Source organism: Nocardioides flavus (ex Wang et al. 2016) (assembly GCF_014653115.1).
In the GTDB taxonomy this organism is placed as follows: domain Bacteria; phylum Actinomycetota; class Actinomycetes; order Propionibacteriales; family Nocardioidaceae; genus Nocardioides; species Nocardioides flavus.
The window spans coordinates 1-16014 of sequence record NZ_BNAD01000020.1 but is presented as its reverse complement, the minus strand read 5'-3'; the positions used below and the strand labels follow the sequence as shown (position 1 = coordinate 16014).

General features: G+C 73.1%; 15 protein-coding genes and 1 pseudogene. 11 read left to right on the top strand and 5 right to left on the bottom strand.

What is annotated here, in order from left to right:
* Window positions 1–51: 51 nt before the first annotated feature.
* Together IE200_RS19220 and IE200_RS19215 are read right to left on the bottom strand one after the other, a co-directional pair.
* Window positions 52–549, bottom strand: coding sequence for a 2'-5' RNA ligase family protein (locus IE200_RS19220; RefSeq protein WP_191281101.1), 498 nt, complete (start codon window positions 547–549; stop codon window positions 52–54).
* Window positions 550–598: 49 nt separating this feature from the next.
* Window positions 599–1840, bottom strand: a complete 1242-nt coding sequence (locus tag IE200_RS19215) for a glycoside hydrolase family 16 protein (protein ID WP_191281100.1) — start codon at window positions 1838–1840, stop codon at window positions 599–601.
* 244 nt (window positions 1841–2084) lie between these two features.
* On the opposite strand from IE200_RS19215, the gene miaB reads away from it, so the two are divergent.
* On the top strand, window positions 2085–3620 hold the full coding sequence (gene miaB / locus IE200_RS19210; protein ID WP_191281099.1) for a tRNA (N6-isopentenyl adenosine(37)-C2)-methylthiotransferase MiaB: 1536 nt from the start codon (window positions 2085–2087) through the stop codon (window positions 3618–3620).
* Window positions 3621–3789: 169 nt separating this feature from the next.
* Window positions 3790–4785 (top strand): type IV toxin-antitoxin system AbiEi family antitoxin domain-containing protein, encoded by a 996-nt coding sequence (locus IE200_RS19205; RefSeq protein ID WP_191281098.1) that lies wholly within the window; start codon window positions 3790–3792, stop codon window positions 4783–4785.
* A gap of 105 nt (window positions 4786–4890) precedes the next feature.
* Here the strand turns inward: IE200_RS19205 and IE200_RS19200 are convergent, their stop codons facing one another.
* The 3 genes from IE200_RS19200 to IE200_RS19190 are packed head-to-tail and all read right to left on the bottom strand — an operon-like array spanning window position 4891 to window position 5931.
* Window positions 4891–5193, bottom strand: coding sequence for a hypothetical protein (locus IE200_RS19200; protein WP_191281097.1), 303 nt, complete (start codon window positions 5191–5193; stop codon window positions 4891–4893).
* Between the two features lie 16 nt (window positions 5194–5209).
* A complete protein-coding gene (locus IE200_RS19195) occupies window positions 5210–5719 on the bottom strand; it encodes an NUDIX domain-containing protein (RefSeq protein WP_191281096.1) in 510 nt (169 codons plus the stop codon).
* Entirely contained in the window at window positions 5716–5931 is a 216-nt protein-coding gene (locus IE200_RS19190; RefSeq protein WP_191281095.1) for an antitoxin, read from the bottom strand. The genes IE200_RS19195 and IE200_RS19190 overlap by 4 nt, the downstream gene beginning before the upstream one ends.
* A gap of 87 nt (window positions 5932–6018) precedes the next feature.
* On the opposite strand from IE200_RS19190, the gene miaA reads away from it, so the two are divergent.
* The 9 genes and pseudogenes from miaA (at window position 6019) to hflX (ending at window position 15861) form a co-directional block, all read left to right on the top strand.
* A complete protein-coding gene (gene miaA, locus IE200_RS19185) occupies window positions 6019–6945 on the top strand; it encodes a tRNA (adenosine(37)-N6)-dimethylallyltransferase MiaA (protein WP_191281094.1) in 927 nt (308 codons plus the stop codon).
* Window positions 6946–7004: 59 nt separating this feature from the next.
* Window positions 7005–7523: a dihydrofolate reductase family protein gene (locus IE200_RS19180; RefSeq protein WP_191281093.1), complete on the top strand. Its 519-nt coding sequence runs from the start codon at window positions 7005–7007 to the stop codon at window positions 7521–7523.
* Window positions 7524–7599: 76 nt separating this feature from the next.
* Window positions 7600–9486 carry a gamma-glutamyltransferase gene (gene ggt / locus IE200_RS19175; RefSeq protein ID WP_191281092.1) on the top strand — a complete coding sequence of 629 codons (1887 nt, stop codon included), beginning with the start codon at window positions 7600–7602 and terminating at the stop codon, window positions 9484–9486.
* Between the two features lie 25 nt (window positions 9487–9511).
* On the top strand, window positions 9512–10309 hold the full coding sequence (gene dapF, locus IE200_RS19170) for a diaminopimelate epimerase (protein WP_191281091.1): 798 nt from the start codon (window positions 9512–9514) through the stop codon (window positions 10307–10309).
* Window positions 10310–10396: 87 nt separating this feature from the next.
* The gene (locus IE200_RS19165; protein WP_191281090.1) at window positions 10397–11173 is read left to right on the top strand and encodes an SDR family oxidoreductase; all 777 of its coding nucleotides are present in this window, start codon (window positions 10397–10399) and stop codon (window positions 11171–11173) included.
* Between the two features lie 598 nt (window positions 11174–11771).
* A pseudogene (locus tag IE200_RS20950) lies at window positions 11772–11900 on the top strand (thrombospondin type 3 repeat-containing protein); the annotation flags it as partial.
* Between the two features lie 503 nt (window positions 11901–12403).
* The gene (locus IE200_RS19155) at window positions 12404–13174 is read left to right on the top strand and encodes an NYN domain-containing protein (protein ID WP_191281089.1); all 771 of its coding nucleotides are present in this window, start codon (window positions 12404–12406) and stop codon (window positions 13172–13174) included.
* A 49-nt stretch (window positions 13175–13223) separates the two neighbouring features.
* Window positions 13224–14216 carry a thrombospondin type 3 repeat-containing protein gene (locus tag IE200_RS19150; protein ID WP_191281088.1) on the top strand — a complete coding sequence of 331 codons (993 nt, stop codon included), beginning with the start codon at window positions 13224–13226 and terminating at the stop codon, window positions 14214–14216.
* Between the two features lie 82 nt (window positions 14217–14298).
* A complete protein-coding gene (gene hflX / locus IE200_RS19145) occupies window positions 14299–15861 on the top strand; it encodes a GTPase HflX (protein ID WP_229856842.1) in 1563 nt (520 codons plus the stop codon).
* The last annotated feature ends 153 nt before the right edge of the window (window positions 15862–16014 follow it).

The following is a 16014-nucleotide window of genomic DNA, read 5'->3' as shown; positions in this document are numbered from 1 at the left end:
CCTATCGGCACGTGGCCCTGTCGGGCCATCGTCCACGGCCCGTCGGGGCCATCACAAAGTGGTGACGATTCCCGCCTCGGGGTCCCAGCGGCGCAGCTCGGTGAGGGTCAGCACCGTGTCCTCGTGCCCGACGGCGTCCAGCGCGGCGGCCACGTCGGCGCGCGGCAGGCGCCGCGCGAGGGTGACGTGCGGCAGCCATCCGGCGTGCTGCACCCCTGGCACGTGGGAGCGCAGCTCGAGCACCGCGCGCACGATCTCGTCGGGCACGTCGACGAGGCGTACGAGCGAGACGCGGCTGCCGCCGAGCAACGCGACGCCTGCGGGCCGGACGTCCGCCGGCAGCAGCGGGGCGACGAGCTCGCGGGCGCGGTGCTCGTCCTCGGGGCCGATCGAGGGAGCGGCGAGGACCGTGACGTGCGGGCTGTTGGTGGCGCCGCGGTGGTCGAGCTGGGAGGGCAGGCCGGCGTCGCGCAGGGCCTGCCACTGCCGGCGTACGACCTCGCACCCGGCCTCGTCGGGCAGCAGCTCGAGGGCGTGCAGGCGGGGCATGCCGTGAGCCTAGGTGGGCGGGGCCCAGGGACGGGGGCGACCCGTGCGGTCAGGACGCCTTGCGGCCGTGGGTGACGCGCGAGGTCTCGTGGGAGGTGGCGTCGAAGACCCGCACCCAGTCGACCTGCGCGGTGTCGCCGAGCTCGTCGGCGGTGAGGTCGCCGAGCTCGTAGTCGGAGGTGAGGTTGGACAGCACCAGGTACTGCGGGGTCTGCGAGACGGCCTTGGCCTCGCGGTAGTACTCGCGGCCGTCGATGCGGAAGACGTACTCGGTGGGGGTCCACTCCACGGAGAACACGTGGAACTCCTGCCACCACGAGCGCCGGGCACTGAGCGAGCGCCGCAGGCTGGGGAACATGTCGCCGAGGCTGACCTTGTTCCAGCCGGGCTCGTAGTAGTGGATGTGCGAGCCGACGGTCTCGGTGCCGCGACCGTTCTCGCCGAAGAACTCCATCACGTCGATCTCGGTGCCGCCGGCGGGCACCCCGTCGACGTACGTCGTGCCCTGCGGCAGCATCCAGAAGCCGGAGTGCATGCCCTTGGCGCGCTGCGGCTTGATGCGCGCGGCGACGATCCCGTGGCGGAACGAGCGCGTGTGCTCGGTCGCGACCTGGCTGTTGAGCAGGTACGGGCTGGTGCCCGAGCTGCGGGGGTGCGTGTACGAGCACGGCAGGCCGCTGCGCGCGGGGTCGAGGGCGACGCCGAGGTGCAGCACGCCGCCACCGACGCGGCGGGCGGCGGGGTCGACCCGGGCGCAGGTGCGCGGGGCGTACACGCTCTCGTGCTCGCGCTTCTGGTCGTTCCACACCGAGAGGTCGAGGTCCGTGCCGGAGAAGGTGTCCTCGAAGGCGGGCGACCAGCGCCTCGTGGTCACCGCGCGGGTGGTCCAGGTGCGGCCGCCGGAGGTGGTGCTCGCGCGGTAGGTCCCGGCGCGGGGTGCGAAGGCGGCGGAGCCCCACGCGTCCTCGCGGGCGGTGTCGACGACCTTCCACGCGCTGCCCGTGCGGCGCTCGAGGGTCACCTTCTGGCCGGGCGAGGCCGGGCTGAAGGTCGCCACCAGACTGCCGGTGCTGCGCGGGCTCGTCGGGGAGGTGCCTGGCTGCACGATCGGGGGGAGCGAGGCAAGCGTGGCGCGGACCGCGCCGCTGCGGGTCGACTGCTTGCCGCCCTTCTTGCCGGCCGCGTGGACGTCGGAGGGGAGGAGCGAGAGCAACAGGACGGTAACGACCAGGCCGATGACGAGCAGCCCGCGGGCTACCGGGGAACGGTCGGCCTGGCTCTCGAGCTGCACGGCGGGCTCCCTGGGCCGGTGGACGGTCCCGGCGCCCCGTGGGGGAGGGCGCCGGGTGTTACCGCCTTGTGTATCTGACGAGAGGATCTTGGGCAAGTTCGACCGAGCAATGTGGCAAATCCGAGGAAATGGCCCGACTGGACTAGACGGGATGGTCCGGACGCGTGCCGGGCGCCGTCGCCCCGCGCGGTCGTGCAGGCACGATGCGGGGCACCTCCGCACGCCGCCGTACGCTTGACCCGCTATGAGCACTGCACCCGCCGCCACCCCGGAAGCCGTCGCTGCCCGCACCTACGAGGTCAAGACCCACGGGTGCCAGATGAACGTCCACGACTCCGAGCGGCTGAGCGGCCTGCTGGAGGACGCCGGCTACGTCCGCTTCGACAAGGACGGCTCCGAGGGGCAGGCCGACCATCCTGACGTCGTCGTCTTCAACACCTGCGCCGTGCGCGAGAACGCCGACAACAAGCTCTACGGCAACCTCGGCCACCTCGCGCCGGTCAAGGCTCAGCGGCCCGGCATGCAGATCGCCGTCGGCGGCTGCCTGGCCCAGAAGGACCGCGACACCATCACGAAGAAGGCGCCGTGGGTCGACGTCGTCTTCGGCACCCACAACATCGGCTCGCTGCCGGTGCTGCTCGAGCGGGCGCGGGTCCAGGAGGAGGCCCAGGTCGAGATCCTCGAGTCGCTGTCGGTCTTCCCCTCGACGCTGCCGACCAAGCGGGAGTCGGCGTACGCCGCGTGGGTGTCGATCTCGGTCGGGTGCAACAACACGTGCACCTTCTGCATCGTCCCGGCGCTGCGCGGCAAGGAGAAGGACCGCCGCCCCGGCGACATCCTCGCCGAGGTCGAGGCGCTCGTCGCCGAGGGCGTCACCGAGGTCACCCTGCTCGGCCAGAACGTCAACGCCTACGGCGTGGAGTTCGGCGACCGCCAGGCCTTCTCCAAGCTGCTGCGCGCCTGCGGCGAGATCGAGGGCCTCGAGCGGGTGCGCTTCACCTCGCCGCACCCGGCGGAGTTCACCGACGACGTGATCGAGGCGATGGCCGAGACGCCGACGGTGATGCCGTCGCTGCACATGCCGCTGCAGTCCGGCTCCGACAAGGTGCTGCGCGACATGCGGCGCTCCTACCGCCAGTCGAAGTACCTCGGCATCATCGAGCGCGTGCGCGCCGCCATCCCGGACGCCGCGATCACCACCGACATCATCGTCGGCTTCCCCGGCGAGACCGAGGAGGACTTCCAGGCCACCCTCGACGTGGTGCGGGCCGCGCGCTTCTCGGCGTGCTTCACCTTCCAGTACTCCAAGCGCCCAGGCACCCCCGCCGCCGTGCTCGAGGACCAGGTGCCCGCCGACGTCGTCAAGGACCGCTACCAGCGGCTCGTCGAGGTCGTCGAGGACGTCGCCTGGTCGGAGAACAAGGCGCTCGTCGGGCGCACCGTCGAGCTGATGGTCGCCGAGGGCGAGGGCCGCAAGGACCTTGCGACGCGCCGCCTGTCCGGCCGCGCGCCCGACAACCGGCTCGTGCACTTCGCCGCCGACTTCTCCCAGGTGCCCGAGGACTCCGTGCGTCCCGGCGACATGGTGACCGTCGAGATCACCTACGCCGCGCCCCACCACCTCGTCGCCGACGGTCCGGTCCGGTCCGTGCGCCGCACCCGCGCCGGTGACGCCTGGGAGCGGCGTACGTCCGCCCCGCCCGCGCCCTCCTCCGTGGGGCTCGGGATGCCCGCGGTCGGCGTACCTGCGCCCCTGCCTCCTGCGCCTGCCTGCGGCTGAGGGCTGCCCGCGGTCCCCGGGTGGTGGGAATCACCGGTGAACCGGTGGTTCCACCCGGAACGTGGAGTCCGTGAGCCGGCATTCGGAACGCGGACTCCACGATGACGTTCTCCACAGATCGTGCGTACGGGGTCGCGCGGCCCGCCGCCGCCGGGGATCGTCGTACGGCATGGAGCGTCTCGGACCGACCCTCGCCCAGCAGGCCGGCGTGATCTCGCGGCGCCAGGTGGAGGGCGCGGGCCTCGCGCCACACGACCTGCGCCGACTCGTACGGCGCCGCGACCTGACGCCGCTGTTCCCCGGTGTGTACGTCGACCACACCGGCCCGCCGAGCTGGATCCAGCAGGCGTGGGCCGCCGTGCTGTTCTGCGCCTCGCACGGGACCCGGCGGCGGCTCGAGGCACCGCGCGCCGACGACCTGGGTGCAGCCCTCCACGGCGCTTCGGCCATGAGGGCGGCGGACGGCCCCGGCCGCGGTGAGGACGCCGGACCGATCCAGGTCGCGGTCGCACGCGACCGTCGCGTGCTCGCGCCCGCCGGCATCACCGTCGTGCGGACCTTCGACCTCGGGAGCCGGGTGCTGTGGAACGTGGGTCCGCCACGGATGCGCTACGAGGAGGCCGCCCTGGACGTGGCGCTCGTGACGGCCGGCGAGCTCGACGCCGTCGGAGCGATCGCGCGCGCCGTCCAGGGCAGGCACACCACGGCCGAGAGGATGCAGGAGGCCCTGGCGCGACGCCGGAGGGCGCCGCGTCGCGAGCTCCTCGAGGCGGTCCTCGCCGACGTCGCCAACGGGACCTGCTCGGTGCTGGAGCACGCCTACCTCACGCGCGTCGAGCGTCCGCACGGCCTCCCCGCGGGGCGGCGCCAGGTGCGCGCCGGGACCGCGAGCGGCGTGGTCTACCGCGACGTCGCGCTGCGCGACAGGCTCATCGAGCTCGACGGGCGGCTGTTCCACGACACGGCCGAGCAGCGCGACCGCGACTTCGAGCGGGACCTCGACGCCGCGGTGGACGGCGAGGACACGCTCCGCCTCACGTGGGGCCAGGTCGTCGGCCGGCCGTGCAGCACGGCGGCCAAGGTGTCGCTCGTCCTCGAGCGGGAGGGCTGGCCTCCCGGGCGTCCGTGCGGCAGCGGCTGCGCGTGGACGGGGCTGGCGGCGTGAGCTGCCCGTCGGTGCGAACCACCGGTGAACCGGTGGTTCCGACGGGACCGTGGAGTCCGTGAGCCGACATCCGACGCACGGACTCCACGATCTGCGTACGGGACCTCAGGCCGGCGGCTCCGGCGAGCCGTCCTCTGCCTCCTGGCCCGCCGACGGACCGTCGCCGGACTCGTCGGTGGCGGCGGCCTCCTGGTCGTCGGCCTCGCCCTCCGGGGCCTGGGGCTTGTCGTCCGGCTCGGAGATCTCGTCGGGCAGGACGTCGTCGACGGCGGGGTTGCCGTCGGGGTCGAGGTCACGGGCCAGGCCGTTGTCGGCCGGGTCGTCGTGGATCGCGTCCACCCCGCCGGGCACCAGCTGGGGCTCCTCGGCGTAGGGCTCGGGCATCGGGCTCAGGTCGCTGTCGGTCATCGTTCCCCTCCCTGGGTCATCCGTCCGATCCTGCCGTGGCCGCCGGGGCGTGGCCACCCCCGGTCGGGCGGTCGCCCCACCCGTAGGCGAGGTAGCCGACGCCCGACGACAGGTGCGCCAGGGCGTACGCCTCGTGCGGCACCATCGGCTCCGGCAACGCGCCGAGGCCGAACCAGCCGAGCGACGTGGCCTTCTCCGCCTCGACGATCCGCGGCTCGCCGCTCCACGACCGCGCGGTGAAGAAGAAGTCGGCGCGCTCCTCGACCGCCGGCCCGAACCGGCTGCGCTGCATCGTGAACGCGAAGTCAAGGGACAGGTCCGTGATGCCGAGCTCCTCGAGCGCCTCGCGGCGCGCAGCGTCGTACGCCGTCTCGCCCGGCTCGACGTGGCCGGCGGCGGCAGCGGCCCAGTGCCCCGGCATGTAGGGCACCGGGCCGCGTTGCTGCAGGAGCACCTCCGTGCCGTCGCCGCCCTCGCGGAGGAGGTAGACGTAGGAGGCCGGGACGAGCGCGAAGCGGTCGGTCACGGACGGGTCGGCGGGATGTCGTCGTCCTTGCCGTCGAGGGAGTCGAGCGCGTCGCGCGCCTTGCCGGTCGCCTTGTCGATCTTGTCGGCGTGCTTGCCGCCGGTCTTCTCGTTGGCGAACGCACCGGCCTTGTCGATGCCCTCGGCGATCTTGTCGCCGTGCTCGTCGACCGCCTGGGTGAGCTTGGCCTTCGCCTTGTCCAGGAAACTCATGAGGACCTCCTCGCGATCAGCCGTCCCACCCCGACGGGTGGTGACTCCGGCACACCTCGAGACTAGCCACGCTGCGACAATCGGGGCATGTCCCGTCCCAGGCCCCGACCGGTCGTCGCCCTCGTCGGAGCCACCGCCTCGGGCAAGACCGGCCTCAGCCTCGACCTCGCCGAGCGGCTCGGGGGAGAGGTGGTCAACACCGACGCGATGCAGGTCTACCGCGGCATGGACGTCGGCACCGCGAAGCTCCCCGAGGCCGAGCGCCGCGGCATCCCCCACCACCTGCTCGACCTGTTCGAGGTCACGGAGCCCGCCACCGTCGCGCTGTTCCAGGGCTGGGCGCGCGAGGCGATCGCCGAGATCCGCGGGCGCGACGCCACCCCGGTGCTGGTGGGCGGCTCGGCGCTCTACACCCGTGCGATCGTCGATCGCTTCGACTTCCCCGGCACCGACGACTCGCTGCGCCGCGAGCTCGAGGCCGAGCTCGAGCGCCTCGGCAGCCACGCCCTGCACCAGCGCCTCGCCGGCGTCGACCCGGAGGCCGCGGCGCAGATCCTGCCCGACAACGGGCGCCGCGTCGTACGCGCCCTGGAGGTGGTCGCGCTCACCGGCCGCCCGTTCAGCGCCAGCCTGCCGCGACTGGAGTACGCCGACCCGCTGACCGTGCAGATCGGCGTCGAGATCGACCGCCCGACGCTCGACGAGCGGATCGCGCGCCGGGTGGAGCAGATGTTCGCCGACGGGTTCGTCGAGGAGGTCGAGGCGCTGCTGGCCCGCGGACTGGCCGAGGGCCGCACCGCGTCGCGCGCCATCGGCTACCGCGAGGTGATGGGCTACCTCGCCGGCGACCGCAGCCTGGCCGAGGCGATCGAGCAGACCACGGTCGCCACCCGCCGCTTCGCGCGGCGCCAGGACTCCTGGTTCCGCAAGGACCCCCGCATCGTGTGGGTCGCGCACGACGACCCCGAGCGGGTGGACAAGGCGGTGGAGGCGGTCGAACGCCTCGGCGGGTGAGCGCCGGGAGGGCAAGCACGGTCAGGCGTACGACCGGCGCGCGGTGGCACGCTGACGGCATGGCGACGATCTACTACACCGGCTGCTCGCTCGACGGCTTCATCGCGACCACCGACCACTCGCTCGACTGGCTGACCTCGCGCGACCTCGACGAGGACGGCCCGATGGCCTATCCCGGCTTCCGCGAGCGGATCGGCGCGTGCGTCATGGGCGCCACCACCTGGCAGTGGATCCTCGACCACGACGACGACCCGTGGGGCCCGCTGCCGACGTGGGTGCTGACCCACCGCACCTTCCCCGAGGCACCGCCCAGCGTGCGGTTCGACCGCGACGACGTACGCCGGGTGCACGCCGAGATGACCGCGGCCGCCGACGGCAAGGACCTCTGGGTGGTCGGCGGGGGTGAGCTCGTCGGCCAGCTCCACGACGCCGGCCTGCTCGACGAGGTGTGGCTCCAGTGCGCCCCGGTCACCCTCGGCGGAGGCGCCCCCGTCCTGCCGCGCCACGTCGAGCTGCGCCTCGAGGAGGTCGCCCGCAACCGCGACTTCATGTGCGGGCGCTACGCCGTGGTGCGCTGAGGCGCACCCGAGGGGGCGTGGACAAGACGCCGGACCAGGAGCAGGGTGGGCGGACCGACTCTCGGGAGGTCCCTCCATGTCACGTCCCTCGTCCCACCCCTCGTCCCCGCTGGCCCGCCGGGTCACCGCCGTCGTCGCCGCCGGCGGCGCCCTGGCCGTCTCGACCGCGCTGCTCGCCGCCCCGGCGCCCGCGCAGCCGGCGCCCGCCTCGTCGGCGCCGACCGCCTCGTCCGAGCGCCCCACCGTCAAGGACCCGTTCGCGGTCGGCAAGGGCGGCGCGATCAGCACGGTCGACCCCGAGGCCAGCGCGGCTGGGCTCAAGGTGCTCAAGGCGGGTGGCAACGCGGTCGACGCCGCCGTCGCCGCGGCCGCGACGCTCGGCGTCACCGAGCCCTACAGCGCCGGCATCGGCGGTGGCGGCTACTTCGTGTTCTACAACGCCAGGTCCGGCAAGGTCCGCACCATCGACGGCCGCGAGACCGCCCCGCGCAAGATGCCGCAGGACGCCTTCATCGACCCCGACACCGGCAAGCCGTACCCCTTCACCCCCGAGCTGGTGACCAGCGGAGTCAGCGTCGGCACGCCCGGCACCCTGGCGACCTGGGACAAGGCGCTGGAGAGGTGGGGCACGTGGTCGCTGGCCGAGTCCCTCGCCCCGGCCACCAAGGTCGCCCGCCGCGGGTTCCGGGTCGACGAGACCTTCCGCCAGCAGACGCTCGACAACGAGGAGCGCTTCCGCGCGTTCAAGGACACCAGGAAGCTCTTCCTGCGCGGTGGCGACGCCCCGGAGGTCGGCTCGATCTTCCGCAACCCCGACCTCGCCGAGACCTACGAGGCGATCGCACGGCGGGGCACGAAGGCGTTCTACCGCGGTCGTCTCGCACGGCTGATGTCGGACGTGGTGCGCGAGCCGCGCACCACGAAGAACACCGACCTTCCGGTGCCGCCCGGCTACCTCACCCCGCGCGACCTGCGCGACTACGAGGTCCGCTCCCAGCGGGCGACGAGGTCGTCCTACCGCGGCCACGACGTCTACGGCATGGCTCCGTCGTCCTCCGGTGGCACCACCGTCGGCGAGGCGCTCAACATCCTCGAGCGCTACGACCTGTCGGCGATGACCCCCGAGCAGGCACTGCACCACTACCTCGAGGCCAGCGCCCTGGCCTTCGCCGACCGCGGCAAGTACCTCGGGGACCCGGCCTACACCGACGTGCCGACCCGGCGCCTGCTCGACGACCGGTTCGCCGCGGAGCGCGCCTGCTCGCTCGACCCCACGAAGGCCGCGAAGAAGCCGGTCGCCGCGGGTGACGTGACGTCGTACGACGGGGTGTGCTCGCCGTCGTCGGCGAAGGGCACGACCGACGCCGACACCGAGAACATCTCCACCACCAACCTGACCGTCGCCGACCGGTGGGGCAACGTCGTCGAGTACACCCTCACCATCGAGCAGACCGGCGGCTCGGGCATGGTCGTGCCGGGCCACGGCTTCCTGCTCAACAACGAGCTGACCGACTTCTCGACCGTCTACGACCCGGCCGACCCCAACCGCATCCAGCCGGGCAAGCGGCCGCGCAGCTCGATGTCGCCGACGATCGTGCTCAAGGACGGCAAGCCGTTCCTCGCGCTCGGCTCGCCGGGCGGCTCGACGATCATCACGACGGTGATCCAGGTGCTGGTCAACCGCATCGACCTCGGCATGACGATCGAGGAGGCCGTCGCGGCTCCGCGCGCCACGCAGCGCAACACCGCCAACGTCACGGCCGAGCCGGCGTTCATCGCGGCGTACGGTCCGGCGCTGACCGCCCTTGGGCACACGCTCGTGCCGGCGGGTGACGCGTTCACCAGCGCCGCGGAGATCGGGGCGGCGACCGCCATCGAGCTCGGACCGCGCAAGCGGATGACCGCGGTGGCCGAGCCGAGTCGTCGCGGCAAGGGGTCGGCGAAGGTGGTCGACCCGCGCTGATCCGGGCACCTGCCAGACTGGACGCGTGAGCTACCGCTTCCTCAAGGGCCACGGCACCGAGAACGACTTCGTGGTCCTGCCCGACCCCGACGGCACGGTCCACGGCGGTGCCGACGGGGAGATGTCGGCCGAGCGGGTGCGGGCGCTGTGCGACCGTCGCGCCGGCATCGGTGGCGACGGGGTGCTGCGCGCCGTACGCCGCGGTGACGGCTGGTTCATGGACTACCGCAACGCCGACGGCTCGGTCAGCGAGATGTGCGGCAACGGGATCCGGGTGTTCGCGCGCTACCTCCACGAGCACGAGGGGGAGCCGTTCCCGATGCGGATCCAGACCCGCGACGGTGTCAAGGTCCTCGACCGCGCCGGCGACGAGCTGACCGCCGACATGGGCCGCCCGCAGGTGCTGGGGGAGACGTCGGTGTCGGTGATGGGTCGCTCGTGGCCCGCCGTCCACGTCTCGATGGGCAACCCCCATGCCGTCGCGTTCGTCGACAACCTCGCCGAGGCCGGCCCGCTCCTCGAGCCCCCGGAGCACGACGACGCGGTCTACCCCGAGGGCGTCAACGTCGAGTTCGTCGTACGACGGGGTGAGCACCACGTCGCGATGCGCGTCCACGAGCGCGGGTCGGGGGAGACCCGCTCGTGCGGCACCGGCGCGTGCGCGGTCGCCGTGGCCACGGCCCTGGCCGACGGCGCCCCACGGGGCACCGTCTACCGCGTGGACCTGCCCGGGGGCACGCTCCGCGTCGAGTGGACCGAGGACGACCGGGTGCTCATGACGGGCCCGGCCGTGCTGGTCGCGGAGGGGACGACCGACCTCTGAGCAGTCCCGCATGGATTGAATTGACGTCAATCAAGTCCGCCGGAGCCGGTGCTCGCACGGCCCCGCCGGCCGCCTAGGCTTCGCGGCATGGACATCACCGGATCCACCGCCATCGTCACCGGCGGCGCGAGCGGCATCGGTGCCGCCGTCGCCCGCGCCCTCGCCGCCCGGGGTGCGACGGTCCTCGTCGCAGACCTCAACGCCGAGAAGGGCGAGGCGCTGGCCGCCGAGATCGGCGGCGTCTTCGCCTCCGTCGACGTGACCCGGACCGCGCAGGTCACCGCCGCCGTCGAGGCGGCCGCCGAGATCGCGCCGCTGCGCGCGTGCGTCAACTCCGCCGGCATCGGCTGGGCCCAGCGCACCATCGGTCGCGACGGGCTGCTCGAGCAGGCCCACGACCTCGACGCCTTCCGCAAGGTCGTCGAGATCAACCTCATCGGCACCTTCGACGTGACCCGCCAGGCCGCGACCGTGATGAGCCGCAACGAGCCCGACGAGGACGGCCAGCGCGGCGCCATCGTCAACCTCGCGTCGGTCGCCGCCTTCGACGGCCAGATCGGCCAGGCGTCCTACTCCGCGTCCAAGGGCGGCGTGGTCGGGATGACCCTGCCCGTCGCCCGCGACCTCTCGGCCGCCGGCATCCGCCTCAACACCGTCGCCCCCGGGCTCATCGACACCCCGATCTACGACGCGTTCCCGAACCCCGACGAGTTCAAGGCCAACCTCGGGCAGAACGTGCTCTTCCCCAAGCGCCTCGGCCGCGCCGACGAGCTGGCCAGCATGGTCGTGGAGTGCCTGACCAACTCCTACATGAACGGCGAGACCATCCGCGTCGACGGCGGCATCCGGATGCCCCCCAAGTGACACCACCCGGATGACGTCGACCGGGCAGGATTGAGGTCCGCCCGAACGGGGTAGTCCCCACGTCATGGGGATGCTGACGCGCGCAGGCGCGATGCTCGGACTCGTGCTCGGACTGGTGCTCACGGGCGCCGTCGCCGTCGTCTCGACGGGTACGCCGGCCGTGGCCGCGGTGCCGTGCACGCAGACCTACACGCGGACCGTGGGAGAGCGGGTCATGGGCTCGCAGCAGTACAACCTCAGTTCCTACGGACCGTCGGTGCCCGGCGCGATGGTGGCCGACGTGAACGTGCGGGTCAGGTTCGAGGCCTACTCGGGAAGCATGGTGACGATGGGGCTCAGCTCGTTCGGCGCCGGGGCGGAGCTGTTCCAGGGCACACCCCAGTCGACTGCCTCGATCGACCTCACGTTCGACGACGAGGCCAGTGGGTGGTGGACCCCCTACATGACAGGAGGCGCCGTCCAACCGCGTGAGGCGCTGTCGCGCTTCGACGGTCGTCCGATCGACGAGGACTGGACCCTCTGGGTCGAGAGCTTCGGAGGTACGGGCCTCCGGCTGGACATGTTCGAGGTCACGGTGACGGCCACGGACTGCGAGTCCGACGGCGACGGCGTTCCCGACAGTGTCGACAACTGCCCCTCGGTCGCCAACCCCGACCAGACCGACTGGGACGGCGACGGCGCCGGCAATGCCTGCGACGCCGCGCCTGGCACGGACCCCGCCGCACCTCCGGCGACCCCCACGCCGACCCCCACACCCACCACGACGCCCACCGCCCCGGGCACCCCGACCGGTCCCGCCGCGACCGCCCCCGGCTGCACGGTCGGCTGCGCGTACGCCCGCACGGTCGAGCTGCGACAGCGCGTCAAGCGCAACCGGCTGCGCGGTGTCGTCGAGTCGCCGGCCACCGGGTGCCGCTCGTCGGTGCCGGTGACCCTGTGGCGCAAGCGCGGCGGGGCGGACCGCAAGCTCGTCGTGATGACCACGCGCACCAACGGGACCTTCCGGACCCGGGCACCGCGTCGCTCCGGTCGCTACTACGTGACCGTCGGTTCGGCGGCTGAGGCACTGTGCGCGGCGGACCGGTCCCGCACCGTGCGCGTCAAGCGGCGGTAGGTCCTGCTGGTCCAGACCGACGTCCACGATCTGGGCCATTCGGTCCCCCGGAGCGCGAGCAGGGTGGAGGGTGCAGGGGCACGTCTTCATCGCATCCGGCCTGTGGGGGGCACACGATGGCACATCTGGCGGAGCCGCACCGCGCGGGCCCTGACCTCGTCGAGAGCACGGCCAGGGACGGTGAGCTGGCCGCGCTCGTACGCCGCTGGGTGGGCGCGCGACGCGCCGTCGTACGGGTCGCGCCGCCACCGCTGAGCACGCCCGACGACCCGGAGGACCGCGACGACGCGGTCGAGAGCGCGCCCGAGCCCGAGCCCGAGCCGCGACCGGAGGCGGCCGCCGAGCCCGAGCCCGCCCCGGACCCGCCGTCCGACCGAGCGACGCGTACGCCGTCCCTGCCGCACCGTCCGGGCGGGGAGGACACCGAGCACGCCACGCGGCTGGCCGTCCTGGTCGACGCCCGCCGAGTCCCCGAGGACGTCGCCGCGGGACTGCTCGCCCGGCTCGGCGACCGCGGTGCGGTCAACGTGTGCCGCGCCTACGGCGACTGGCGTCGCGCGGACCTCGGCTCGTGGGTCGAGCGGCTGCGCCGGGAGGGCATGCACTCGTTCCACCAGTTCACCGCCGACGACGACCAGGCGCTGGTGGCGCTGGCCATCGACGCGGTCGACATCGCCCGGGAGGCCTCCGTCGACGAGGTGGTCCTCGCCGGTGACATGACCTCGATGCTGCCGCTCGTGCACCGACTGCACGGCGCCGGCGTACGGGTGCTCGTGGTCGGCCCCGCGGACACACCCCATGCCGTACGGTCGGCGTGCGACGAGTTCCTCGACCAGGCGTCCGTGGTGGGCGAGCCGACCGCACCGGCCGGACGGCACCGCGCCTGAACCGCTCGCGGGTGTGGCTGTGGCCCGCGGTCAGGTCTAGCCTGACGCGATGCGTCCCCTGATGACCCGGCTGGCCGCGGCCGGCCTGGTGGCCGGCTTCGTCTCGGTCGTGACCCCGGCGCCGACGGCGGTGGCCGCGCCGGTGCCCTGCGTGGTGACCACGACCGGCACCGGCGGCGCGGTGGCCGCCGCCGGCGACTCCTTCACGACGACCGACTTCGTGCTCGTCGCGCCCGCGTCCACCGCCGGCGTGGAGGACGTAGACGTCGAGGTGTCGCTCGTCCACGACAACGCCTCGCAGGTCAGGGTGCGCCTCGCCCACGTCACGACCAGCATCCTGCAGCGACGCTTCACCGGCAGCGGCCCGCAGGTGGCCCCGCTGACGTGGGACGACGAGGCGCCAGCCGCGTACGGCCCGGAGTCGCTGGCGGGGACCTACCGGCCCGACGAGCCGCTGGCCGAGCACGACGGCACGACCGCGCAGGGCGAGTGGCGGTTGCTGGTCGACAACTGGGCCGGGTTCCGCGGTCGGGTGGAGTCCTGGTCGGTGCGGATCAGCTACACCGCGTGCGACGCCGACGACGACGCCGCCGAGGACCACACCGACAACTGCACCGGCGTGGCCAACCCCGACCAGGCCGACCGGGACGCCGACGGGATCGGCGACGCCTGCGACGGCGACACCGACGGGGACGGCCGCGTCGACACCGTGGACGGCTGCCGGCTCGTCGCCGCCACCACGGCGACCGGGTGCCCGGCGGCCGGGACGAAGGTGCGCCTCGCCAAGGACGGGCGCCGGCTCGAGGGGCGCGTACGCTCCGGCGCCACCGCCTGCCACGCCGGTGCCGAGGTGGTGCTCAAGCGCGCGAAGCGCGGCCGCGACCCCAAGCTGGTCGTGCTGCGCACGAGGTCCTCGGGACGCTTCAGCACCCGCGCGCCTCGCGGCGCGGGCCGTTACTACGTGGTCGTGCGTGGGCGCTACGCCCCCGGGGTGGCCGAGTGCGCGTCGAGCCGCTCGACGAAGGTGCGTGTGCGGCGCTGACCCGACCCGCGGCGTCCACCGGGAGACGTACGGAGCAAAGTCGTTCGCGCAGGTCGGCGCGCCGACCTACCCTTGACGGCATATGACGAACGCACCTGACTTCAACCTCCGTGACGCGCTCGACGCCACCCGCGGCTGGGACGACGACACCATCCAGCTCGACGACGAGCTGCTCGACACCGGCGAGCCCGACTCCGACGGTGACCTCGACGACGACCTCGACGACGGCTTCGAGTCCGGCTACGCCGACGAGGACTACGACGAGGCCGACCCCGAGGAGCTCACCGTCGGCGCGCAGGAGCTCGCCGAGCGCCACGCCCTGCGTCGCGTCGCGAGCCTGCGCACCGAGCTCGAGGACATCACCGAGGTCGAGTACCGCCAGCTCCGCCTGGAGAAGGTCGTGCTCGTCGGCGTGTGGACCGACGGGTCGGTCACCGACGCCGAGAACTCCATGGCCGAGCTCGCGCTGCTCGCCGAGACCGCCGGCTCCGAGGTCCTCGAGGCGGTCTTCCAGCGCCGCCAGAAGCCCGACCCGGCGACCTACATCGGCCGCGGCAAGGTCGAGGCGATCCGCGAGATCGTCCAGGCCACCGGCGCCGACACCGTCATCTGCGACGGCGAGCTCGCGCCGAGCCAGCTGCGCAACCTCGAGGACAAGATCAGGGTCAAGGTCGTCGACCGGACCGCGCTGATCCTCGACATCTTCGCCCAGCACGCCAAGAGCAAGGAGGGCCAGGCGCAGGTCGAGCTGGCCCAGCTGCAGTACATGAAGCAGCGCCTGCGCGGCTGGGGCGGCAACCTGTCGCGCCAGGCCGGCGGTCGCGCCGCCGGCGGCGAGGGCATCGGTGGCCGTGGCCCCGGTGAGACCAAGATCGAGACCGACCGTCGCCGGATCAACACCAAGATCGCCAAGCTGCGCCGCGAGCTCAAGGAGATGCGCGGGACCCGCGAGGTCAAGCGGCAGTCGCGCCGCCGCAACCACATCCCGAGCGTCGCGATCGCCGGCTACACCAACGCCGGCAAGTCCTCGCTGCTCAACCGGCTCACCGACGCCGGCGTGCTCGTCGAGGACTCGCTCTTCGCGACCCTCGACCCCACCACCCGGCGCACGACGACCAGTGACGGCCGCATCTACACGATGTCCGACACGGTGGGCTTCGTCCGGCACCTCCCGCACGGCCTCGTGGAGGCGTTCCGCTCGACGCTGGAGGAGGTCGCCGACTCCGACCTGCTGCTGCACGTCGTCGACGGGTCGCACCCCGACCCCGAGGGCCAGGTCGCGGCCGTGCGCGAGGTGCTCGCCGAGATCGGCGCCGACAAGGTCCCCGAGATCATCGTGATCAACAAGGCCGACGCCGCCGACCCGCTGGTGATCAGCCGGCTGCGCGCCCGCGAGCCGCACAGCGTGGTGGTCAGCGCGAAGACCGGCGAGGGCATCGAGGCGGCGCTGCGGACCATCGAGTCCGAGCTGCCGCGCCCGCAGGTCGAGTTCGACGTGCTGCTGCCCTACGAGCGCGGCGACCTGGTCAACCGCATCCACCAGGAGGCCGAGATCGGCTCCCTGGAGCACACCGGCGACGGGACGCTCGTCGTCGGCCGGGCCAACGCCGACCTCGCCGGCGAGCTCGCGGCGTACGCCCGCTGATCCTGGTCGTCAGGGATCCCCGGCTGACCGGCTCTCCTGACACATCTGTGGGTAGGTGAGCGCGCCTGTCGTGGCGGCACGCCGCTCCCTGCCTAGGTTTCTGAGCTGTCGAAGAACAGGAACCGGTGACAGGAGAACGGCGTGCCTGGGGTC

Bases quoted from the DNA above. Each gene is read 5' to 3' on its own strand.
- IE200_RS19220 (WP_191281101.1), bottom strand. From the start codon at position 549: ATGCCCCGCCTGCACGCCCTCGAGCTGCTGCCCGACGAGGCCGGGTGC.
- miaB (WP_191281099.1), top strand. From the start codon at position 2,085: ATGAGCACTGCACCCGCCGCCACCCCGGAAGCCGTCGCTGCCCGCACC.
- IE200_RS19205 (WP_191281098.1), top strand. From the start codon at position 3,790: ATGGAGCGTCTCGGACCGACCCTCGCCCAGCAGGCCGGCGTGATCTCG.
- IE200_RS19200 (WP_191281097.1), bottom strand. From the start codon at position 5,193: ATGACCGACAGCGACCTGAGCCCGATGCCCGAGCCCTACGCCGAGGAG.
- IE200_RS19190 (WP_191281095.1), bottom strand. From the start codon at position 5,931: ATGAGTTTCCTGGACAAGGCGAAGGCCAAGCTCACCCAGGCGGTCGAC.
- miaA (WP_191281094.1), top strand. From the start codon at position 6,019: ATGTCCCGTCCCAGGCCCCGACCGGTCGTCGCCCTCGTCGGAGCCACC.
- IE200_RS19180 (WP_191281093.1), top strand. From the start codon at position 7,005: ATGGCGACGATCTACTACACCGGCTGCTCGCTCGACGGCTTCATCGCG.
- ggt (WP_191281092.1), top strand. From the start codon at position 7,600: ATGTCACGTCCCTCGTCCCACCCCTCGTCCCCGCTGGCCCGCCGGGTC.
- IE200_RS19165 (WP_191281090.1), top strand. From the start codon at position 10,397: ATGGACATCACCGGATCCACCGCCATCGTCACCGGCGGCGCGAGCGGC.
- IE200_RS19155 (WP_191281089.1), top strand. From the start codon at position 12,404: ATGGCACATCTGGCGGAGCCGCACCGCGCGGGCCCTGACCTCGTCGAG.
- IE200_RS19150 (WP_191281088.1), top strand. From the start codon at position 13,224: ATGCGTCCCCTGATGACCCGGCTGGCCGCGGCCGGCCTGGTGGCCGGC.
- hflX (WP_229856842.1), top strand. From the start codon at position 14,299: ATGACGAACGCACCTGACTTCAACCTCCGTGACGCGCTCGACGCCACC.